Origin of the sequence: Anabaena sp. FACHB-83 (assembly GCF_014697485.1) — a bacterium.
Lineage (GTDB): Bacteria > Cyanobacteriota > Cyanobacteriia > Cyanobacteriales > Nostocaceae > Nostoc_B.
The window spans coordinates 71,631-96,380 of record NZ_JACJRY010000006.1; the positions used below are offsets into that span (position 1 = coordinate 71,631).

The 24,750-nt window shown below is 40.6% G+C and carries 9 protein-coding genes and 1 pseudogene; all 10 read left to right on the plus strand.

Annotated features, from left to right (window positions below):
- Positions 1–20: 20 nt before the first annotated feature.
- Positions 21–2,924, plus strand: coding sequence for an S-layer family protein (locus H6G79_RS09510; protein WP_191049351.1), 2,904 nt, complete (start codon positions 21–23; stop codon positions 2,922–2,924).
- 42 nt (positions 2,925–2,966) lie between these two features.
- A complete protein-coding gene (locus H6G79_RS09515; protein ID WP_190589326.1) occupies positions 2,967–5,387 on the plus strand; it encodes a hypothetical protein in 2,421 nt (806 codons plus the stop codon).
- A gap of 69 nt (positions 5,388–5,456) precedes the next feature.
- Positions 5,457–5,750 (plus strand): annotated as a pseudogene (locus H6G79_RS37730) (hypothetical protein); the annotation flags it as partial.
- A gap of 90 nt (positions 5,751–5,840) precedes the next feature.
- Positions 5,841–8,234, plus strand: a complete 2,394-nt coding sequence (locus H6G79_RS09525; RefSeq protein WP_190589322.1) for a filamentous hemagglutinin N-terminal domain-containing protein — start codon at positions 5,841–5,843, stop codon at positions 8,232–8,234.
- A gap of 85 nt (positions 8,235–8,319) precedes the next feature.
- Positions 8,320–11,010, plus strand: a complete 2,691-nt coding sequence (locus tag H6G79_RS09530) for an S-layer family protein (protein WP_190589320.1) — start codon at positions 8,320–8,322, stop codon at positions 11,008–11,010.
- 90 nt (positions 11,011–11,100) lie between these two features.
- A complete protein-coding gene (locus tag H6G79_RS09535; protein WP_190589318.1) occupies positions 11,101–13,590 on the plus strand; it encodes an S-layer family protein in 2,490 nt (829 codons plus the stop codon).
- A 64-nt stretch (positions 13,591–13,654) separates the two neighbouring features.
- Positions 13,655–16,147 (plus strand): S-layer family protein, encoded by a 2,493-nt coding sequence (locus H6G79_RS09540; RefSeq protein ID WP_190589316.1) that lies wholly within the window; start codon positions 13,655–13,657, stop codon positions 16,145–16,147.
- Between the two features lie 367 nt (positions 16,148–16,514).
- Positions 16,515–18,896, plus strand: a complete 2,382-nt coding sequence (locus H6G79_RS09545; RefSeq protein WP_190589314.1) for a type IV pilin-like G/H family protein — start codon at positions 16,515–16,517, stop codon at positions 18,894–18,896.
- Between the two features lie 485 nt (positions 18,897–19,381).
- The gene (locus H6G79_RS09550) at positions 19,382–21,997 is read left to right on the plus strand and encodes an S-layer family protein (protein WP_190589312.1); all 2,616 of its coding nucleotides are present in this window, start codon (positions 19,382–19,384) and stop codon (positions 21,995–21,997) included.
- 34 nt (positions 21,998–22,031) lie between these two features.
- Positions 22,032–24,599: a CHAT domain-containing protein gene (locus tag H6G79_RS09555; protein ID WP_190589310.1), complete on the plus strand. Its 2,568-nt coding sequence runs from the start codon at positions 22,032–22,034 to the stop codon at positions 24,597–24,599.
- The last annotated feature ends 151 nt before the right edge of the window (positions 24,600–24,750 follow it).

The following is a 24,750-nucleotide window of genomic DNA, read 5'->3' on the forward strand; positions in this document are numbered from 1 at the left end:
TAAAAACAAGAACTGGATCAATGAAATTAACTTTTGTCGGGTTTGGTGTGCTAAGTGTAATCAGCTTATTTGCTGTTTATAACAATAGTGTTCACGCACAAGTAACTCCCGATAACACCCTCAAAACGCTTGTAGAAAGTAGTGGCAATAGTTACAGTATCAAGGATGGCACTCGTGTAGGCAACAATTTATTTCATAGCTTTAGTCAATTCTCTATCCCGACAAATGGTTCTGCATCATTTAATAATGACATTGATATTCAAAATATTTTTAGTCGAGTGACTGGTGGTCAGATTTCCAACATTGATGGTGAAATCCGCGCCCAGTATAGTGCCAATTTATTTTTACTCAACCCAGCCGGGATTATTTTTGGGCAAAATGCCAGCATAAATATTGGCGGTTCATTTGTAGCGACGACAGCAAATAGTATTAAATTTGCCGATGGCGTAGAATTTAGTGCCACGAATCCCAGTAATACACCATTGTTAAAAATGAGTGTACCTATTGGGTTGCAAATGGGTAGTAATGCACAACCAATTCAAGTCAATGGACAAGGCAATGATGGGATTGTCCCGACCAATAATTTAGGCATAATTGGCAGTCCGACCAAAACCATTGCCTTAGTTGGTGGAGATATTAACTTGACAGGGGGTGTAATTACTGCACCAGTTGGTCGCATTGAAATCGGTGCAGTCGGGAGTGGGACAGTTAATTTAATCTCCACACCCACAGGATTACAGCTAGATTATGCACAAGTGCAAGATTTCCGCGATATTCACTTTACACAACGCTCTTCCTTATGGAATCCCAATCCTGTAGGTAATCCGTTTGGCGGAATTCAGGTAGTAGGGAGAGACATTCGCCTCGACCAATCACAAATTGCTAGTGCAAATACAGGTAGTGGACAGGGTAGTAATATTACCGTGAATGCAGAGCAATCGCTGTTTTTGGGTGGAATCAATGCCAATGCTCAAGCTCCCAGTGCTTGGATTGTCAATCAGGTGGCGCAGACAGCAACGGGAAATGGGGGAGCAGTCAAGATTCAAGCCGGACAGTTGACTTTAAAAGATGGTGCAGCGATTGAAACCTTGAGCCTGGGTAGGGGAGCAGCAGGGAAGGTAGAGGTAGGAGCAGATACAGTTGCTATTAGTGGGACTGTTGCTGTCAAATCTCCTTTATTACCAACAGGAACTAGCAGTAGCCGTATTGCTAGTCAAACTTACGCATCAGGAGATGGAGGAGATGTGAATGTAGTAGCGCGTCAATTGCATCTGCAAGAAAGTGGCGTAATTACAACGGTTGTCTTTCCTAGTGCAACTGGGCATGGGGGTGATATTTCCGTCAAGGTAGCAGAAGATATGACAGCGATCGCAGCTCATCCGATCAGTTTTACTCCTAGTGGAATTAATGCTTATACATCAGGGACTGGTAATAGCGGCAATATCCATGTCTCTATAGGAAAATTACAGCTTTCAGATGGAGGGGATATTTTTACCTCTGCTATCCGGCTGGCGGGAATACCTGGGACGGGTAGGGGTAATGCGGGTGATGTCACAGTAGTAGCACAGCAATCCATAGACATGGTAGGTGTATACCCAATCTTACCAACCCTGACTAGTGGTATCGGTAGCTTTACCACAGGTTCTGGGCATGGGGGTAATGTGTCTGTTACTACTCCAAATTTGACAATGCAAGCTGGATCTGTGTTGTCGGCAAGTAGCTTACCAGTATTTGGCATATTTGGCGATGCTAAACAATCAAATAATTTAGGAAATAGTGGCAATGTCAGTGTGAATGTGGCAGAACGCCTGATCATCACTGGCATCAATCAGTTCACTCAAGCTCCAACTTTGATCGGCAGTATGACATTAGGCAATGGGGAAGCAGGTAATGTGACGATTCAAACCAATCAATTAGTTATCCAAAATGGTGCATCAATCAACACCAGCACCCAAGCCACAGGCAATGCAGGGGCATTAATTATCCAGGCAAATGATATTTTAATAGGGGGGCAAAATATCTTCAGTTCTTCCATTGCTGCCAGTGCGCCCATTCTCAATGAGACTGCCAGACAATTTTATGGTTTACCAGATGCTCCTACGGGTAATGCAGGTAGATTGAATATTACAACCAACAGCCTCAAAGTCCGCGATGGTGCTTACATCAACCTGACAAACTCTGGAACAGGTAATGCGGGACAGTTAAGCATTCAAGCAGAGCAAATTTTTTTGGAGAACGGTCGTATTCGAGCGACTACTGCCTCTGGGCAAGGTGGCGACATCAATTTAGATGTTGCAGACTTTCTCTTGCTTCGTGATGGTAGTACAATCACAACAGAAGCAGGCGGTAATGGCAACGGTGGCAATATTACCATTAATGCTCCTGTCATCGTCGGATTAGAAAATAGTGATATTGTTGCTAATGCTTTCCAAGGTAAAGGCGGTAATATTGACATTACCACTCAGGGAATTATCGGTTTAGAATATCGTTCACAACTGACCAGTGAAAATGATATTACTGCCAGTTCAAAGTTTGGGGTGAATGGCACAGTAGAAATTAATAATGTTGGTGTTGATCCCAATTCGGGTTTAGTTGAACTCCCCGCGAATATTACCGATACATCCCAACAAATTGCTACTGGATGTGCTGATACAAGTGGTAGTAGTTTTGTCGCCACAGGACGGGGTGGAATACCACAAAATCCGACACAGGATATTAGGAGCGATCGCACTTGGTCTGATGTGCGCGACATCTCTGCATTCCAGCAAACACAACCAGTCAAAGCTCAAACACCAAAATCCCCAGAAACACTTGTCCAAGCAACAGGTGTACATCGTCGTCTCGATGGTACAATTGAACTAGTTGCCAATAAATCTTCTATTCCTGTACCAACACAATTAACCTGTAAAGCTATTTCTCAATAGTGAACAGGATATTAGTCTATCAAAGGATGAGTGGTGGAATTGATGCAAGTCAGTGATCAATCAGAAATTGCTGTTGCCCAAAGTCTGAATACGACACCAGAATTATTAACAGAATTGGCAAGACATAAAGATATAAAAGTCCGTCAAGCTGTAGCTAGAAATCCGCATACTCCAACTTATACTTTATTTCTCTTGGCAGAAGAATTTCCCCAAGATTTTCTTCACAATCCTATTTTCCCGACACTAGATTTAGAAAATCCAGAATCAGTAATTCCCGGTTCATCCCTACAGACAATATTAGCTTGTGACGATGCCCCTCAAGAATGGTTACACAGATTCGCCATTTCTGGATATCATTATCATTTAGTGGGAATTGTGCAGAATCCTCAAGTTAGTAAACAAGTATTAGAATTAGCCGCAGAAAATCCCTCTGGCGATGTGTTTATTCATGAATTAATCAAAATGCACGTCAATATTGCCGGAGAAATGGATTCAGGGTGGCAAGAATATGCAGAAAATAAATTACCACAGATTATCGCAGCAAGCTTTTCTGACTTTGCCGCAGTTGGATGCAATAGCATTAACCATTCTAAAGGACATTATTATCAATTTATTTTGTGGCAATTGGGAATTACACCTGATTTGCAACTCAAGCAAACTTCAGAATATGTGCAAGTAGCCATTGCTAAATCTAGCGATACTCCACCAGCATATTTACGTCAATTCTTAAATAAAAAATTTAAACTTACCACCCTGATTGAAGTTGCTAAAAATAAAAACACACCTCTTGAATGTTTAATTGAACTTGCCGATCATCGTAGTCGGGTAATAAGGGAAGCTACTATGCTAAATCCTAGTTTACCAAGGTCAATCGTTAATGATTTTTTCCAAGAAAGATTTTTAGCCACCCATCCCCATACACAAGTAGAAAAATTACGGGAACTTTGTCAAAGTAAATGGTCATTGATTAGATGGCGAGTTGCAAAACATCCCAATTTAGAATTAAGTGACTTAAAATCGTTAGCGCAATCCTCTGATTGGAGAGTCAGAGAATGTGTTGCTGGTCATCCTAGTGCTGATTTAGATATACTTCAAAGACTAACCCAAGATAAGAGTGTTCGTGTTCGTCAAGCAGTGGCATTAAATAGTCAAACACCGCCAGAATGTTTGGAGAGATTATCAGGCGATCGCAATATATCTGTTCAAGCTAATGTAGCTAAAAATCCGCATACTCCATTAGAGATTTTACTGCTTCTTTACCAAAACCAAGATAGCCGTATACTGCAAAAGCTTGCCTATAATCCTGCTCTTCCACAAGAATTACAACAGCAATTACAGTTACACTTTCCTCAGACAAAACCTCATAATATTTATCTACACTGGAGACTTTTTAGCGAACCATATAGCTATGAAGGAACTCAAATTGAAGACATACATCAACAAGGACAACATGCACTAGCCACAAGTGCAATGACTCCAATTCCTCAATTATTAGAACTACTGAGAATTACACCAGTTGATATTTATTGGGAAGCAGTACGGAATATTTATCAACAGGTAGTTTGTAATCCTGAGCTATCTTCAGAAATCTTATTAGACATTTTAGATATTCGTAGTGTAGATGTATATGCAGCAGTAGCTTCTCATCCACATATATCTGATGTAGTTTGCGAGAGAATAGCCAAATTTAAAGAATATCGATTACGTTTATTGATGTTACAAAATCCCAATACATCATCAGAATTTATCGAGAAATCATTGTACGATACACATGCGGAAGTTCGTCAATATGCTTTAAAAATTTACCAAGAAAAGTCTGCAAATACAAGTAATTTTATCCTTCAATACAACGAGGCTATTGATGAGCATACGCCACTGCCAAAATTAGCTGAACTAGCCAAGCATAAATCAGTACTGATCCGCGAAGCCGTTGCCAAAAATCCTCGGATAATAGAAGCCTATAGCAGTCCCAAAAGTAAAAATTGCTTAGAAAAACTCGCCCAAGACAAAAATAAACTTGTACAACTAGCTGTTGCTAATAATATCAATACTCCGATTCATATACTAGAAAATTTGGCTAATAATTATCAATATGACCATTATGAATATATTTGTTATTCGCGTGGGCATAAGCGTAAAGAGCATAAAGTTTTTATAGCGGCAGTTAAAAGATTAATTCAAATCTCTCCTACAATTGCGAGTAAATATCTAGCTAATTTTATTGAACCCAGGTTTTATACCCTGGATACAATACCATTTCGTCTAGTTCTTCTCCAACATCCCGCCGCACCTATTGAATATTTAGCTCAAAATTTACAAAAATTACGTTCATTTCCTTGGTATGAACGTTATGTTATTAGCCAACATCCGCAAGTCACCACAGAAATTCTCCAATTTCTCTTGCAAGATGCAAATCGAGTTGTACGAGCAGCAGCAAAAGCCAGATTGAACGAAAAACAATAGCAGTAACATTGAATTTTCTCAGGGGTGAAGCTGAGGAGCGATGTCTAGCGATAAGACCCTCTGCGTCTACGCACTTGGGCAGATACCCGTGATATCTCTGCATTCCACACCACAAAACCAGTACAAACCCAAATTTCTAAATCACCAGAAACACTTGTCCAAGCAACTAGTACAGGTCGGCGGAAATCAACAGACCATAAGAAATTGCTAAAAGGCTTGTGGTATAGTTATTCTTCCCTTTTACTTTTGCCTTGTTGTACTAGCTGGCGACGCAATGCCCAAGGCAAAATTGAGTTAATTGCTGATAAATCTTCTGTGAATTTATCACCCTCATTAACTTGTGCTGGTGTTAATAAAAGCTGAAAAAAACTCACCATAAAATTACATAGATAGCCCAATTAATCAATACATCTTGGGAAGACTAGACAGCAAGTAGATAATTAAAACAAGCTGATGAAATTAAATCTTGCTAACTTAGGCTTAATTGGTGCAGTCTACATCTTGGCTATTGGTAACAGTCATGCTCAGGCAGAAGTCAAACCTGATGGTACTCTCGGCACTGCTGTGTCTCCTGGGTCTGGAAGTAATAGTTACAACATCACTGGCGGTACGGCTGTTGGCAATAATTTATTTCATAGCTTTCAGCAATTCTCTATCCCTACAGGCGGTTCTGCCACTTTCAACAGTACTTCTGGCATCCAAAACATTTTTAGCCGGGTGACTGGTGGTGATGTTTCCTACATTAACGGTTCCATCAAAACTAATAGCGGTGTGAATCTGTTTTTGCTCAACCCGGCAGGAATTATCTTTGGGGACAAAGCTCGTTTAAATGTAGGTGGTTCGTTTATCGGCACAACAGCAAATAGCATCAAATTTGCAGATGGCAATGAGTTTAGCACCAACGCAACAATTTCTCCTGTGTTAACCATGAGTGTACCCATTGGTTTACAGATGGGGCAGAATCCAGCCGCAATCCAAGTTCAAGATTCTACAATCCCACTGCAAGTCCCGACAAACAAAACCTTAGCATTAGTTGGCGGAGATGTTTCAATAAGTGGCCGTACTCTTTCCACTCCTCAAGGAAGAATTGAACTCGGTGCTGTTGATGGTGGAACTGTCAGCCTCACTTCTAATAATCTAGGCTGGAGCCTTGGTTATCAAGATGTGCAGAATTTTCGGGATATTACTCTATCTCAGCAATCTTTACTTTCTACAGGTGGAAATGGCGAAATTAACATCTGGGGTGCGAATTTAACCTTGAGTGGTGGTTCTCGTGTGTCGGTGCAGAATAATACCAATGTCAATAAACCAGGTAAGATTTCGGTTCATACATCGGAATTACTTACAGTCACTGGTGATAATACTAGTGGCAGTACAACCAGTGCAATTAGAGCCGGCGCAGTTGGTACTGGGATGGTAGCTAATATTGAAATATTTACCAAAGATTTGATTGCCAATAATGGCGGCATAATTTTGACAAATAATTCTGGTACTTCTGTAGGTGGAGGTAATATGACAGTTAATGCCTCTGGAACAATTCAAGTAGCAGGAGTAGGCAAAATACCACGTAATCGTAGTGGCATTTCTGGTTTGACTTTTTTTTCTGGGAAAGGTGGAAATGTCAATGTTTCTACAAATAAATTAGTGATTTTAGATGGTGCTGTGGTGACAACTTCCACAATTTTCACGGGTGCGGCGGGAAATTTGACAGTCAACGCCGCCGAATCTATCCACGTCTCTGGTTTTGAAACTGCTTCAACTAGTTTTGCGCCTAGTTCCTTGAGTTCTTCAACTTTGGGTGCGGGTAATTCTGGTAACTTAACTGTGAATACAGCTAAATTGTCGGTTCATCATGGGGCAAGAGTTGAAGCTTCTTCTTATGCTAGTGGCAATGCTGGCAATGTCATTCTCAATGCTTCCGAGTCAGTGGAAGTTGCTGGTAAGCCAGCACAATCTTTCTTAATTCCAAGTTTTATCGGTTCATCAACTGTGCAGCAAGCTGGTTCCTCAAGAGTGTTGACTGGGAATAGTGGAGATGTGCATATTACAACCCAGCAGTTGCGGGTGGCTGATGGTGGATTAGTGAATGTCAGGAATGATGGTACAGGTAATGCAGGAAAAGTTGGGATTGATGCTAACTTTGTGATGTTAGATACTCAGGGTGCTATTACTGCAACTACACAAGTTGGCGAAGGTGGTAATATCATTGTCAATGCTAATACTTTATTGATGCGCCATAATAGTGCCATCAACGCCACATCAGGTAGTGTAGGTAATGGCGGTAATATTACGATTAACGCACCAATTATTTTTGCTTTAGAAAACAGTGATATTGTAGCTAATGCGGTGCAAGGCAGAGGTGGGAACATTGCCATTACAACTCACGGAGTTTTCGGATTAAAATATAGTCCCCAAGTGACAGCAGAAAGCGATATCACTGCTAGTTCACAATTTGGGGTAAATGGTACGGTGGAAGTGAATAATGTTGGTGTTGACCCCAATTCGGGTTTAATAGAATTACCAGTAAATTTCAGCGATCCATCTCAAAAAATTGCTACAGGGTGTGCTGATACTAGTAATAGTAGTTTTGTTGCTACAGGAAGGGGTGGCATACCGCAAAACCCCACAGAGGAATTGAGTAGCGATCGCACTTGGTCTGATGTCCGTGATATCTCTGCATTCAACACCAAACAACCAGTACAAGCAAAAATGCCAAAACCCCAAGCAGTTCTTGTCCAAGCAACTGGCTGGCGACGTAACGCTCAAGGCAAAATTGAATTAATTGCCAATCAATCTCCCACTCAGGTACAAACAGCATTAACCTGTGCTGCTACACCTCAAAATTAATTAACTTGACAAATTAAATGTTATATAAGCTACTGACAAGGGAACTATATATACATAATCAAATATAAGATTAAGATATTGTTTCATGAAATTAAATTTTGTTGGGTTTGCCCTTCTTGGTGCAATCTGCATCTCTACTGTTTGCGATCGTGGTGTTAATGCACAAGTCACTCCTGATGAGACTCTTAACACGACTGTAAGTATTAGTGGTAAGAATTACGCAATTACCAACGGCACTCGTGTCGGCAACAATTTATTTCATAGCTTTAGCCAATTCTCAGTGCCTAGCAATGGTTCCGCAGTCTTTAGCAATACCGCAGACATCCAAAATATATTTAGTCGGGTAACAGGCGGCAATGTTTCCCACATTGATGGTTTAATTAAAGCCAATGGTAACGCCAACTTATTCTTACTCAACCCAGCCGGGATTATTTTTAGCAAAAATGCCAGCTTAAATATTGGTGGTTCCTTTGTAGCTACGACTGCCAATAGTATTAAATTTGCTGATGGGGTTGAATTTAGTGCAGTGAATCCGACGGGGACACCATTATTGACGATGAATGTACCTGTAGGCTTGCAAATGGGACGTAATGCCGGAGCAATCGAAGTGCAAGGTACACCTGCCAACAATTTCTTATTTCGGATGCCAACATTGTCGATGGCAGCAAATCAAACTCTGGCGATGATTGGGGGACAAATCGATATCAAGAGTGCCAGTATCTCTGCACCAGATGGTCATGTGGAATTATGGGCAATAAAAAATGGCACAGTGAATATACCCACCTCTGGCAACTGGCAATTAGCGAGTTTATCAACATCACCAACCTGGGGCAAAATTACTCTGCAACAGTCTTCCTATATCAACACCAGTGGGGACATGGGAGGGGCAATCAATATCCGGGGACGTGGGTTAACCTTGCAAGATGGCTCAAATATAGAATCCTCTACTAGAGCGAATGGGCAAGGACAGGGTATTACTGTCAAGACCACCGAATTCGTGGATTTAATGGGTATCTCCCATCCCGCTAATTATGCGTTGCCAGGGTTAAGTACCAGTGTGACTGGCAGTAGAGCGACATCTGGAAATATCACGGTAGATACTCCACGATTACGCCTTGCTAATGGGGCATGGATCAACTCCTTCAACTTTGGTGTTAACTTCTTGACTTCTGCGTCTATTGACAATGCTAAAACAGGTAACATTACAATTCGTGCTACCGATGTAGATGTTAGCGGCTATAGTCCATTTACAAACCCAATCTCAGGATTCCCTACTATCAGCGCCATTACAACCCTAGTTTCGGGCGGGCAACAGAATACCAGTGGCACAATTACGGTGAACGCTGAACGGGTACGAGTGCTAGACGGCGCACGCATCAGTACTAGCCTGTTCGGTTTTCCCAATCCGACAACGGGTAAGACTGGGGATATTTTGATCACGGCAACTGAGAGTTTAGATATTCGGGGTAAAACTCCTGGCGGTGTTACGAGTGCTGTACTCAGTGCGCTGGAGATGTCAGCAGAGGGACAAGGGGGCAATATTACGATTAACACCAGGCAACTCGCCCTTGCTAACGGTGGAAAAATTTCTAGTGCGATTTCAGGAAGTCCAATCTCTGCACAGGCGAGTAGCGGTATAGCCGGAAATATTACTATTCAAGCCACCGATGTGCAAGTTAGCGATCCTGTGCTTGATATTGTGAATAACATCTCCAGTGGCATCACTGTAGCAATAGGGCAGAATTCTATAGGTCAGGGAGGCAACATTCGCCTGACCGCAGATAGTTTGCGCGTTTTCAATGGTGGACAAATTACCTCCTCCACAAATGGCAAGGGTGCGGCTGGTAATATCAACTTGCAGGTTAAAAATATTGACGTACAGGGTATTTCTCAACCTTTAAGCAATGGTCAGATTTTACCCAGTAGCATCTCAGCAACTTCTACTACCAACTTTAATGCTGGTTCAATTAACCTAGTGGCAGATCGGCTCAATGTTCTTGATGATGGGCAAATTTCCGTCAGTAATACAGGTGGTGGTAATTCAGGTAACTTGTTAGTCAATGCCAATCAGATCAAACTGAAGGAAGGAGGCAGTCTCCTTGCAGAAGTTTCTGCTGGCGATCAAGGTAATATTAGTCTAGTGGCTGATGTTCTATTGATGCGTTATGGTAGTAAAATTAATACTAGTGCCACAGGTACAGCTACAGGTGGCAATATCAGCATTAATGTACCCATAATTGTCGGTTTAGAAAACAGCGATATTACGGCTAATGCTGTTCAGGGTAAAGGCGGCAATATTAACATCACCACTCAGGGAATTATTGGTTTAGAATACCGTTTGCAACTGACACCAGAAAATGATATTACTGCCAGTTCACAGTTTGGGGTGAATGGTACAGTTGATATTGATAATGTTGGTGTTGACCCCAATTCTGGTTTAGTTACATTACCCGCGAACCTGACTGACCCATCCCAACAAATTGCTAATGGTTGTACTGCTAATATTGGTAGTAGTTTTGTCGCCATTGGTAGGGGTGGGATACCACAAAATCCGATACAAGGGTTGAGTAGCGATCGCACTTGGTCAGATACTCGTGATATCTCTGCATTCAACACCAAACAACGAATACAAGCGCAAATACCAAAATCTCCCGAAATCCTTGTGCAAGCAACTGGCTGGCGACTTAACGCCCAAGGTAAAATTGAGTTAATTGCCGATAAATCTTCTGTGAATTTATCACCCTCATTAACTTGTTCTGCTGTTAACAAAATCTGAAAAAATCTCACCATAAAATTACATAGATAGCCCAATTAATCAATACATCTTGGGAAAACTAGACAGCAAGTAGATAATTAACACAAGCTGATGAAATTAAATCTTGCTAACTTAGGCTTAATTGGTGCAGTCTACATCTTGGCTATGGGTAACAGTCATGCTCAGGCACAAGTTATACAAGATGGAACTCTTAATACTGATGTGTCTGGTATGAATAACTATACCATTAATGGCGGTAGGGTTATTGGCAATAATTTATTTCATAGCTTTCAACAATTCTCTATCCCCACAGGCGGTTCTGCCACTTTCAATACTACTTCTGGCATTCAAAACATTTTTAGTCGGGTGACTGGTGGTAATATTTCCAATATTGATGGTCGAATTAATGCTAGTGGTAGTGCTAACTTATTCTTACTCAACCCAGCCGGGATTATTTTTGGGAAAAATGCCAGCTTAAATATTGGTGGTTCCTTTGTGGGGACAACGGCGAATAGTATTAAGTTCGTTGAGGGGACAGAGTTTAGTGCTGTCAATTCAACAACACCCCTATTGACGATGAGTGTACCCATCGGACTGCAAATGGGGCAGAATTCGGGAAACATTCAATTACAAGGAAAGGGACATCAACTAACCGGAGGACTATTTACTCCCATCATTCGGAACAATACCGAATCAACTTTAGGGGTTAAGCCAGGAAATGCGATCGCATTAATTGGACAAAATATCAATTTATCAGGTGGAGTTTTAACTGCGGAAAATGGCAGGATTGAATTAGGTGCAGTCCCAGCAGGTACAGTCAATATTAACTCTACATCTTCAAATCTGCAATTAGACTACACAAGTATTGAGAGTTTTGGAGACATCCAATTTGCAAATCGGTCTTTAGTAGATGCCAGTGGTTTAACCAGTCTTGGAATTCAATTACAAGGGAAAAATATTAATCTGCAAGATGGTTCTGCCGTCTTGATTCAAACGCGGGGAAGCCAAGCACCTAATAGTCTTCGTGTTCGTGCTACAGGTGTTTTAGAACTTTCTGGAGATGTCAGGACAGCACCAGATTTAGGAATTGTGACAGGAGTTATGTCTAGTCGCTTGATGACTGAAAATCTAGTTCAAGGAAAGGGTGCTGATATTGATGTTTCTGCCGGAGATTTACGCCTCAATGACGGAAGTCTTGTGGTGACAAGAACCTATGGCTTGAACTCTGGGGGTAATATTAATGTAAATATTGTCAGAGACATTCAAATTAATCGCACAGCACTGCTCAATCCAGGTATTGCCAGTGGAATTGCCACAACTACCTTTGGCTCTAGTCCATCGGGAAATATGAATATTACTGCATCGAATATAAAAATCACAGATGGCGGCTTAATTAATACTAACAATCTTGCACAAGGGGATAGTGGCAACATCAATTTGAAGGTTTCTGGAACTATAGAACTCAAAGGCGTAGAGTCAAGAAATTTATCTTCTAGCAATATTGGCTCAACTGTATTTGGCAGAGGTAATGGTGGTTCTTTGAATATTAATACATCCAAACTAATTGTCGAGAATGGAGCAAGTGTTACTACTTCAACCTTCAATATTGGTGCTGGTGGCAAAATAACTATTAATGCTTCAAAATCAATAGAAGTCAGGGGTAGTAGTCCAAATGGTGAACGACCAAGCAATATTAGCGCATCTGCTCCAATTTCCCCGACAGCTTTTCGTCTAGCACTTGGACTTCCCGTACTCCCTAGTGGAAATGCTGGCAGTTTAACTATTAATACTCCTACATTGCAAATAAATAATGGAGCAAGAGTTACTGTTAATAATGAAGGATTAGGAAATGGGGGAATTTTAAATATAAATGCCAATTCTTTGCGACTCAACAATCGGGGTCAAGTAATTGCTAATACTGCTTCTGGAGAAGGTGGTAACATCAATTTAAATCTCAAATCTGACTTGTTGCTACGAAACAACAGTTTTATCTCTACAGAAGCTAAAGGTAAGGGTAATGGTGGTAACCTCACTATTAATGCTCCTATCATTTTGGGGTTAGAAAACAGCGATATCATTGCCAATGCAGTGCAAGGAAATGGTGGCAATATCGACATCACGACTCAAGGTATTATCGGTCTAGAATTTCGTGATACTCTCACCCCAAGAGTTGACACCACGAATGATATTACCGCCAGTTCTCAGTTTAATATTAATGGCACAGTAGAAATTAATAATATTGGCGTTGATCCCAATTCTGGGTTAGTAGAATTACCAACAAATCTCATCGACTCATCCCAGCAAATTGCTAGTGGTTGTGCTGATACGAGTGGTAGTAGTTTTGTTGCTACAGGAAGGGGTGGTGTGCCGCAAAATCCGACAGAGGAATTGAGGAGCGATCGCACTTGGTCTGATACTCGTGATATCTCTGCATTCAACACCAAACAACGAATACAAGCGCAAATACCAAAATCTCCCGAAATCCTTGTGCAAGCAACTAGTTGGCGACGTAACGCCCAAGGTAAAATTGAGCTTTTTGCAGCCAAATCACCTCCGCATATACCAGCAGCCTTAACTTGTGCTGCTGTAGCCGAAAAATAATTATTGTTACAAAGATTACCCAAATGGGAACAATATATATTTAATCTAAACAAGAACTAAACTAATGAAAGTAAATTTTGCTGGGTTGAGTGTTCTGGGTGTCATTTGCATATCTGCTGTTTACAACAATGGTGTTCACGCACAAGTAACTTCTGACAACACTCTCAAAACGGTTGTTGAAGCTAGTAATAATAGTTACGCTATCAAAGATGGTACTCGTGTAGGCAAGAATCTATTTCATAGCTTCAGCCAATTTTCTATACCTAGTGGCGGTTCGGCATCATTTAATAATGACACTGATATTCAAAACATTTTTAGTCGAGTGACTGGTGGTAATATTTCCAATATAGATGGTGCCATAAATGCCAATGGTAGTGCTAACTTATTCTTACTCAACCCAGCCGGGATGATTTTTGGTAAAAATGCCAGCTTAAATATTGGTGGTTCTTTTATAGGGACAACAGCCAATAGTATCAAATTTGCTGATGGGACAGAATTTAGTGCTGTCCAAGGTGTGGATAAACCTTTGCTGACAATGACTGTACCTATGGGGTTGCAGATGGGTAAGGATTCAGGAAATATTCAAGTGCAGGGTAATGGACATCAATTAACAGGAGGAGTGCGTACCCCTGTAATTAGGAGTAATAACAAATCGACCTTAGAGGTGAAATCAGGAAATGCGATCGCATTAATTGGACAAAATATCAATTTATCAGGTGGTGTTCTAACTGCGGAAAATGGCAGAATTGAATTAGGTGCAGTCCAAGCAGGTACAGTTAATCTTAATTCTACATCTTCAAATCTGCAATTAAACTATACAAGTGTTGAGAGTTTCGGAGACATCCAATTTGCAAATCGGTCTTTAGTAGATGCCAGTGGGTCAACTAGTCTAGGGATTCAATTACAAGGGAAAAATATTAGTCTGCAAGATGGTTCTGTGGCTTTGATTCAAACTGTGGGCAGCCAAGCACCTAATACTATTCGCGTTCGTGCAACAGGTGTATTAGACCTTTCTGGAGATGTCAGGACAGCACCAGATTTAGGAATTGTGACAGGAGTTATGTCTAGTCGCTTGACATCTGAAAATCTAGGCCAAGGAAAAGGTGCGGATATTGATGTTTCTGCCGGAGATTTACGCCTCAATGACGGAGGTCTGCTGCTGACACAAAACTTTAGCCCCAACTCTGGGGGTAATATTAATGTAAATATTGCTAGAGATATTCAAATTAATCGTACAGCACTGCTAACTCCGAATATTTATAGTGGAATTGGCACAACTACCTATAGCTCTGGAAAATCGGGCGATATGAACATCATTGCATCGAATATAACCATTACCAACGGTGGCTTAATTAATAGCGTCAATCTGGCAAAGGGGGATAGTGGAAACATAAATGTGAATGTTTCTGGAACTATAGAACTTAAAGGTATAGAGTCAAGAAATTTATCTCCTACCAATATTGGCTCGGTTGTATTTGGACAAGGTAATGGTGGTTCTTTGAACATCAATACATCCAAACTGATTATAGAAAATGGAGGCACTGTTAGTACTGCAACCTTAAATATTGGTGCTGGTGGCACAATAACCATTAATGCCGCTAAATCAGTAGAAATCAGGGGTAGAAGTCCAAACGGTGAACTAAATAGCAGTGTTAACGCATCTGCTCCAATTCTTCCTACACTTTTGCGTCAAACATTGAGAATTCCCGATCGCCCTAGTGGAAATGCTGGCAGTATAACCATTAACACTCCTACATTGCAAATAGAGAATGGAGCAAGAGTGAGAGTGAATAATGAAGGTTCGGGAAATGGAGGAGTTTTAAGTATAAATGCGAATTCCCTACGACTCAAAAACCAGGGTCAAGTAATTGCTAATACTGCTTCTGGGGAAGGTGGTAGTATTAACTTAAATCTCAAATCTGACTTAATTTTACGCAATAACAGTTACATTTCTACAGAAGCTAAGGGTAAGGGTAATGGTGGCAACCTCACCATCAATGCTCCTATTATTTTGGGCTTAGAAAACAGCGATATCCTTGCCAATGCAGTGCAAGGAAATGGTGGCAATATCGACATCACTACTCAAGGTATTATCGGTCTAGAATTTCGTGATACTCTCACTCCAAGAGTTGACACCACAAATGATATTACCGCCAGTTCTCAGTTTAATATTAATGGCAATGTAGAAATTAATAATATTGGCGTTGATCCCAATTCTGGGTTAGTAGAATTACCAGCAAATCTCATCGACTCATCCCAGCAAATTGCTAGTGGATGTGCAGATAATAGTAGTAGTAGTTTTGTTGCTACAGGAAGGGGTGGTATACCGCAAAACCCCACAGAGGAATTGAGTAGCGATCGCACTTGGTCAGATACTCGTGATATCTCTGCATTCAACACCAAACAACCAGTACAAGCAAAAATGCCAAAACCCCAAGCAGTGCTTTTCCAAGCAACTGGCTGGCGACGTAACGCCCAAGGCAAAATTGAACTGGTTGCAGATAACTCTCCCAATCAAATGCAACCATCATTAACTTGTGCTGGAATTTCCCGATAACATAATATTGCCGAACTACCTGCCATTTATTTACTCACAGAAACTCTGAATTATCATTTAGCGATCGCTTTAGCTAGTCCTTACACCCTCACGCCCTTACTCCCATATTTTAAGTAATGCTAGGGATGTAGTTTGTCGTTAAAACAATCTATAACAGGTGATAATACTAAGTTAGTTTCTTTATGAAGATGTAATTAATCGCTTGTTGTAAAAATTTTGTATACAAATTTTCTACAGGATTTATAAATTGCAGCTTCTCATAGAATTGGTATGAGAATTTTAGATTTAGAAGTTTAAACACAAACTATCTATATTCAATTTAGTATTAATAATTAATTATTGTTAACTAAATAAACACATAACACCAATGAAATTATCTGTACTTGGTTTATTATCTAGTCTCAGTTTCATTTTTTGTTTTACTACAACATCAAAGGTTATAGCTAATACTGTTACTGACAAACAAAATCAACAAATATCTGCTCAAGAATTAGACCTGAAAAAGCAAATCTTATTCCGTTTAGGTTCAGTAGGTCGCGCCCAACAAGCATATTTTCTAGAACAGCAAGTTTTTGCCACTCAAATTAAACAATTAGGACTAGATAGCAATTTTGAAACTAGTATCCCCGGTTATAAATGGCAAATATTCACTGATAAAAAAGCTAAAAAAGTTGCCATGACTGTATTATCACCCCAGAAAAATAACTCTCGGACTTATGTTAACTTTGTTATGTTTACCATAACAGATGGAAATGAATATCTTACACTCTCCACTCTGTGTGAAAGTGAGAAAAATCAATTAATAATTCCTAAATTACCAACTAAATTCCCCAAGAATCAAGGCATTGAATGTCCCTCTGGGTTTAGAAAATTAGAACTGAGTGATAGGGAAAATCAAACATTTGAACAGCTAGAAAAAGAAAAAGAGCAGAGATTCATCGTGAGTCTGCTTAATTCTCTACAACAGCAATATTATTCCCAGAATCAAGGCTTTACAGATGATATTGATCGGCTTTTTGGTTTTTCTGTAAATAAATTTATCTCAAATCAAGATTTAAAAATTAAATTATTGCCAATCAATAATCTCCAAAATGGAATTATTAGTATTGCATTGCTGCCTAGTCAAGCACAAAAAAGTTATCTGGGGATAGTTAGACGTAATCAATCTCAAATAGAACAGCCCAAAGCAATTATTTGTGAACTGCCAGAAAAAGCATCTCTAAATTTAGAAAAATTAAAAAATCTTCCCTTAAATAATTTCCTAGATTGTCCTCAAAATTTTACCCCAGTCAGTCTGAGTCCAGAAGAAACGACCACTCTCAACCAAGAACTAGAAAATTTTAAAACTTATCAGGCTAAAATTATCGAAATTAATCAACCTCGAAAGACACAGATTTTACAAACTGCTGATCAACTAGCCAAAGAAGGTAAATATCTCGATGCTCTACAAAAATATTATCTAGCATTAGGAGCTTTAGAAATTAATGAGTATGATATTTTGTCAGTGATGACTGAAGAAGTTAGCTTTAATCCAATTGTAGATAATTTTTTTAAGAAAATCACACCTGTTTTACAAGCAGCCAAACCTTCTCTGTTAGCAGAAAAAAAAGCCATCAAATCAGAAATGTCTGGGGTGTTTGATAGTTTTTCTGTAAAAGCAAACAGCCCAGCCAGAAAAATTCAAGAGATAGCAGCTTGGCAATTAGGATTTAATCTTTTAACTGTACCTAGCCAAGAGTTTAAAGTACCCGAAAACAAAGTATTAGCTTTTGTGGATGTTGCGGACTTGTTGCAAAAACAGTTTAATGATAAATCACAGGTATTGAATCATAACTTAGATAAGAAATTACGTAGTTATGTCAATAAAAATAAAACTGCGATCGCTACTATTCGTAACTTACTATTAAATAATGAAGTACCACGCTGGGGTATAGATTACAAGTGGATTAAAGAAGGAGATTTTCAGGCTCCTAGTCCTAGCTATATCGGGGTAGTGAATTTACAACGTTTATTAATCATTGATATTTTAGATAAGCAACAGCAAGGAAATAACCAAGAGATGCTGAAATCGCTAGAAGCATCTTGGAAACTCAGTGAATCATTAAAAGATGAACCGTCTTTGATTGGTCAACTGGTGAATATAATTATTAGGCGATCGCAACTCCGCGTACTGGAGAAAATCGATAATCTACCTGTAGTTTGGCAACAGCGATTGCTAGAACAAGACTATACCCAAGCCATGATTCAAGCACTAAATATAGAAGCTTTTTCCCAGTGGCAAGGGTTAGATAAAATCATTCCTCCAGAAAAAGATACACAATTATCTCAGTTATATCGTGATTGGTATGGAATGAATAACTTTAAAATAAATCAAGAATTTTATGCTGCGATCGCACAGAGAAAAAATAATCTTTGTTCTCTGAATATACAAGCTTTAGAAAAACAGTATTTTCCTCAAAATGCCACAATTAGTCCCAGCTATGTCAAGCAGATTTTGAAGGCACATGATCTGATGTTGGAATCAGAAATGCTACAAAAAGTCTTACAAGTAAAAGCAGCTATTCATCCAGGAAAAGCCTTACCCAGAGAGCTATCAGAAATGCCATCAAATATCTGCTCAGGTAATAAATGGCTGTATAAATCTGCCGCCGATGGCAAATGGTTGATTTATCTGGATAAACCACCAATTTGGCAATCTGAGATTGAACGCCCATCATTAACTTACACAGGGAAATTTAATGGTAGGTGATATGTTGCGAGCAGGAAGTAGCTGTGTAGAAGTTGGCTGTTGATTTTGTACTTCTTTGAGTAATGAGTAATGAGAAAAGTATTGGGTGAATAGAATTCGCTACTACACAAGCAAAGTCCACGCTTCGGCAAGCTCAGTGACCGCCTACATGGACTACACAAAATCAAGGTTTTTAAAACCATGTAGGTAGGTTTCGTCTTTGTAGCCGCGATTTCCAATCGCCCGGTGAGTAATAATTTAGACTTTTCAAACATCCTCTTAGACGAAATTATGAAAAAAAGTAAACTGCTCTTCGGCTACCCGCAGGCTAGGAAACTAAGTCATAAGAGCTTGAGAGAGTTCTTGCGTAAGTCCTAGTAAATACTCCTTACTCCTTACTCCCTACTCCCCATTCCCTTTTTTTGCTAGTGGAGTTAAAAACTAGGTCATTGTGGGAATACTAAACATAGAGTACAGACTGCGACTAGTTTATCAAGGGAGTTTTCATGGGTTTGGTGAATCAAGTACTTTTGAGTTCGACGCTCTTGCCATTAGGAGTTCTCTTATTGTGCAACCGTCCTACTCTGGCGCAAGTAAAGCCTGATGGCACTCTCAAAACCCATATTGATGACAGCAACCCTATTGAGATTGAGATCAAAAACGGCACTGCTGTTGGTAATAATTTGTTTCATAGCTTCAGCCAATTCTCCATACCTAGTAACGTTTCTGTATTCTTCAAAACTACTTCCGGTATTCAAAACATTTTTAGTCGTGTTACTGGCAATAGTATTTCCTACATTGATGGAACCATCAACGCTAATGCCAATTTATTCTTACTCAACCCCGCCGGGATTATCTTTGGTAAAAATGCCCGTTTGAGTATTGCTGGTTCCTTTATTGGGACAACAGCCAACACTATTACATTTGCGGATGGGAAAGAGTTCAGCACTGACATCGCTCAAACTCCTGTGTTAACTATGAGCGTACCTGTTGGTTTACAACTGGGGACTAACGCCGGCGCTATCCAAGTACAAGGACAATTACAAGTTCCGACTAACCAAACTTTGGCGTTAGTTGGGAGTCAAATTAATCTGACAGAAGCCAGACTGAGGGTTCCCGATGGGCGTGTGGAGTTATGGGCGGTGCGAAATGCCGATATCAAAATTGACAATCAAGCAGGCTGGCAATTAACAAGCATAGCTAATACACCTGATTGGGGTACGATTACTTTGCAAACAGCCTCATCGATTAACACTAATGGAACTAATGGTGGTGCTATCAATATTCGTGGGCGGGGGTTGACTTTACAAGATGGGTCAAATATTCAATCTAGTACTTCCGGTGGTCAAGGTAAAGGAATTATTGTTAACACCACAGATTTTGTTGAAATATTGGGAGCATCTACTTCAGGAAGACCCAGGACTTCCCTTGGCACTTCTATTGGTGCCTCAAGTACTGGTCGTGCAGGAGATGTGGTAATTAAAACAGGACGCTTACGCATTACTAATGGCGCATCGCTTCAATCTACAACTAGGGGTAACAACTCTAGAACAGGTGATATTTATATCCATACTACCGATATAGAGTTGATAGGTACTAATACTATTCCTAATAGGAATATGATCTCGTCTACTGACATTAACACTGTTTCTAGCGGAACAAATAATATCGGTGGCAACATCACGATAGAAACAAATCGACTACGTACAGTTGATGGTGGATTAATTAGTTCTGATTTATTTGGTGGTCGATTAACCGCTACAGGTAAAACCGGAAATATTTATATTCGAGCAACCGAGAGTTTTGAAATTGCAGGTGGAACCAAAAGTCAAAGTTCCCTAGCTTCTGGAGTGACAACTTCTGTCCAGCCATCAGGAGTAGGTCAAGCCGGAAATATTGACATTGAGACTGGCAGATTAACGGTGAGTAATGGTGGTTCAATTCGCAGCACCTTAGCGGGAAATGGTACTGCTGGCAATATCACTATCCAAGCTACAGATGTGACCATCAGCGACCCAGTTATTGAAACTTTTAGCGGTTTAGTGACTGGCATCAATACTTCCGTAGGTAAAAATGTAGTTGGTCTAGGTGGCACTATTGACTTAACAGCAGAGAACTTACGATTATTCAATGGTGGTCAAATCACTTCCTCGACACAAGGTCAGGGAAATGCTGGCGGTATTAACTTACAAGTGAAAAATTTGGATGTGCAGGGTATATCTCAGCCCTTAAGTAATGGTCAGATTTTACCCAGTAGCATCACCGCATCTTCAACAACTAACTTTGCCGCAGGTTCGGTAAATATTCAAGCTGATACAGTACGTGTACGTGATAATGCTCAAATCACTGTCAGCAATATAGGCACAGGCGATGCCGGGAATCTCAATCTCAATGCTCGGCAGATTTTCTTGGATAATGGCGCTAGTCTACGTTCAGAAGTGAATGGCGGCAGTCAGGGGAATATTCAACTACAAGTAGATGAGGTGTTATTACTAAGGCATGGTAGCAAAATTAGTGCTAATGCCAGTGGTAATTCTACTGGAGGCAATATCAATATTAATGCACCCATAATTGTGGGGTTAGAAAATAGCGATATTATTGCCAATGCAATTCAAGGTCGTGGCGGTAATATTCAAATTACCACTCAGGGAATTATCGGTTTAGAATATCGTTCGCAATTGACACCAGAAAATGATATTACTGCCAGTTCACAGTTTGGGGTGAATGGGACAGTGGAAGTGAATAACGTTGGTGTTGACCCCAATTCTGGTTTAGTGGAATTACCAGCCAATTTAACTGATCCATCGCAGCAAATAGCGAATGCTTGCGATCGCAATCAAGGTAGTAGTTTTGTTGCCACTGGCAGGGGCGGAATACCACAAAATCCGACTCAACAAGTTTGGAGCGATCGCACTTGGTCTGATGTCCGCCACATCTCTGCATTTCGCAAACTAGGCAGTATTAATGCACAAGCACCTCCTCTTCCACAAGTGATGGTGCAAGCAACTTCTTGGCGACGTAATGCCCAAGGCCAAGTTGAGTTAATCGCAGCGACATTCCCCACAAATACACAGCCGCAATTAACCTGTAGTGCGCTTTTGCAGAGTTCATTGACTCCCTAAATTTTCTCTCTCTACTTTTAACCTATAACTACCTATGAATTTCCTCATCAAACAACGTCGTTGGTTATATATCAGTCTAAGTATTATGAGTTTGTGTTTGGCAGTAACCATCACACCCGCTCAAGCATCTCGACCAGTATCGACCAATTCTGTTGCTAGTCTCAATCTCAATGTATCGGCTACAGAATCTACCAATTGGCTGGAACAAGGACGACAACTTTATCAATCTGGTAGCTTTACAGAAGCAGTGAACGCATGGCAAATGGCAGTACAAAGTTACCATGACCAAGGCGATCGCCCCAACGAAGCCTTAAGTTTGAGTTACTTGTCTTTAGCACAACAAGAACTTAATCAATGGGAAGCAGCAGAAAAATCTATCGCCCAAAGTGTAAAGATTTTGCAAACTGCTCAACCAACTGCCGATGCTATTATCTGGGCGCAAATACTGAATACTCAAGCCAATTTACAACTCCGCACTGGTAAAGCAGAAACAGCCTTAGATATTTGGCAACAAGCCCAAAAATATTATGAGCAGGCGGGGGACAAAATTGGCAGTTTAGGTAGTCAAATTAACCAAGCCCAAGCCCTACAAAGTTTAGGATTTTACCGTCGTTCTAAGCAACAGTTAGAGGCTTTAGCGCAGAAGTTGGCGGCTATGCCCGATTCGGAAATTAAAGTCAGTGGATTGCGATCGCTGGGTTTAGCTTTACATGCCATTGGCGATCGTAATAGCAAGTCAATCTTAGAAAAAAGTTTAGCCGCAGCCAACCAAATTGCAGCTAAAACCCAGTTAAGTTCGATTCTGGCAAGTTTGGGGAAAGTAGCTTCTGATTTCCAAGACCCAGAAGCCGCCTTAAATTACTTTGAAGATGCAGAAACAGCTGCTACTAACCCTAATGAAGCTTTACAGGCGCGGTTAGCTCGCTTCAAACTCTTGGTGGATTACAACAAACTAGAATACGCCATTCCCCTTGCACCACAATTGCGTCAACAGTTGGCTGAATTACCACCTAGTCATAGTTCTTTAGGTGCAGCAATTAACTTTGTTGCCACCATGAATCGCGTCGAAAATTCCGAGCGAATTTTACCTAGTCAAGAGTTAGCCCAACTATTGGCAGACACTGTTAAATCTGCCCAAAAAATTCAGGACAGTAGCGCCCAAGCTTATGCACTACATGAATGGGCAGAACTCTACAGTCGTAAAAAACAGTGGTCTCAAGCACAGGAATTAGCCGATAAATCCCTGAAGATTGCCCGTGAAATTCAAGCGGATGATTTGATTGCTCAATCAGCTTGGCAGGTTGGGAAGTTGTATAGAAAACAAGGTAGCCGCCCCCAAGCAATTACAGCTTACACCGAAGCCGTGAAATCATTAAAGGCATTGCGCGGAGATATGGTGGCGGTGAATCCTGATGTGCAGTTTTCCTTCCGGGAAAGTGTTGAGCCTGTTTATCGAGAACTAGTGAGTTTATTGCTAGATGACCAACCCAGCCAGACCGCATTAACTCAAGCGCGAGAATTGATTGAATCATTACAAGTTGCTGAACTAGATAACTTTTTCCGGGAAGCTTGTTTAGATAAAGCCCAGCAAATTGATAAGGTTGACCCGACAGCAACAGTAGTTTATCCGATTATTTTAAGCGATCGCCTGGGTATAATTTTCTCCCAAGCAGGAAAACCACTGCGTTACTATGCCACTCCTAAATCTCAAGCAGAAATTGACGAAACCCTAGATAAGTTCCTGGTGGCTCTTAACCCAGTTTCCGACTCCAGCGAGCGAGAGAAATTATCCCAACAGATTTATGATTGGCTGATTCGTCCCGCAGAAGCCGAGCAAGCCTTTAAAGATACCAAAACATTAGTATTTGTCTTAGATGGACGGTTGCGGAATATTCCCATGGCCGCCTTATACGACGGTAAGCAATATCTGATTGAAAAGTATGCTGTGGCGCTCTCACCCGGATTACAACTGATGGCTGCTCAATCGCTCCAACAAAGCCGCATTGATGCCATTATCGGAGGTATTAGCGAATCTCGTTCTGGTTTTAGTGCTTTACCAGCAGTGGAATCAGAAGTTAAGCAAATCTCTCAAAAAGTTCCTTCTTCCACATTGCTCAACCAGCAATTCACCAGTGAAGCCCTCGCTGATTATGTCAAATCTAGTAAGGCGAATGTTGTTCACCTCGCCACCCACGGACAATTTAGTTCTCGTCTGGAAGATACTTTTTTATTGACATGGGATGGCGAAGTCAACGTTAAAGAGCTGTCTGAACTCTTAAAAAATCGTAGTGGTAATTCTACCAAAGCGATCGAATTATTAGTCTTGAGCGCCTGTGATACTGCCAGTGGTGACGATCGCGCGGCTCTGGGATTAGCGGGTTTAGCCGTCAAATCTGGCGCACGTTCCACCATTGCCACACTCTGGCCAGTGAAAGATAAAGCTGCCCAAATGCTCATGACTCGCTTTTATGACCAGCTAAAACAACCCAAAATCACCAAAGCTGAAGCTTTAAGGCAAGCCCAAATTAATCTGATTCGCCAAACCGATTTCCGTGATCCGTTCTTTTGGTCTGCCTTTGTTTTGGTAGGGAACTGGTCTTGATTTTGTAATATTACTTAGATTGTTTGAATCAAGAAAAACATTAGCTTTATGGTTTTTTCACAGTGATTCAGATATAAATGCTAGTAGTGTTCCCAGGTTAACCAGAGTTTATCAGTTTTCCAGAAATTGTTCTCTCAATGGACTTCAATGT

Bases quoted from the DNA above. Each gene is read 5' to 3' on its own strand.
- H6G79_RS09510 (WP_191049351.1), top strand. From the start codon at position 21: ATGAAATTAACTTTTGTCGGGTTTGGTGTGCTAAGTGTAATCAGCTTA.
- H6G79_RS09515 (WP_190589326.1), top strand. From the start codon at position 2,967: ATGCAAGTCAGTGATCAATCAGAAATTGCTGTTGCCCAAAGTCTGAAT.
- H6G79_RS09525 (WP_190589322.1), top strand. From the start codon at position 5,841: ATGAAATTAAATCTTGCTAACTTAGGCTTAATTGGTGCAGTCTACATC.
- H6G79_RS09530 (WP_190589320.1), top strand. From the start codon at position 8,320: ATGAAATTAAATTTTGTTGGGTTTGCCCTTCTTGGTGCAATCTGCATC.
- H6G79_RS09535 (WP_190589318.1), top strand. From the start codon at position 11,101: ATGAAATTAAATCTTGCTAACTTAGGCTTAATTGGTGCAGTCTACATC.
- H6G79_RS09540 (WP_190589316.1), top strand. From the start codon at position 13,655: ATGAAAGTAAATTTTGCTGGGTTGAGTGTTCTGGGTGTCATTTGCATA.
- H6G79_RS09545 (WP_190589314.1), top strand. From the start codon at position 16,515: ATGAAATTATCTGTACTTGGTTTATTATCTAGTCTCAGTTTCATTTTT.
- H6G79_RS09550 (WP_190589312.1), top strand. From the start codon at position 19,382: ATGGGTTTGGTGAATCAAGTACTTTTGAGTTCGACGCTCTTGCCATTA.
- H6G79_RS09555 (WP_190589310.1), top strand. From the start codon at position 22,032: ATGAATTTCCTCATCAAACAACGTCGTTGGTTATATATCAGTCTAAGT.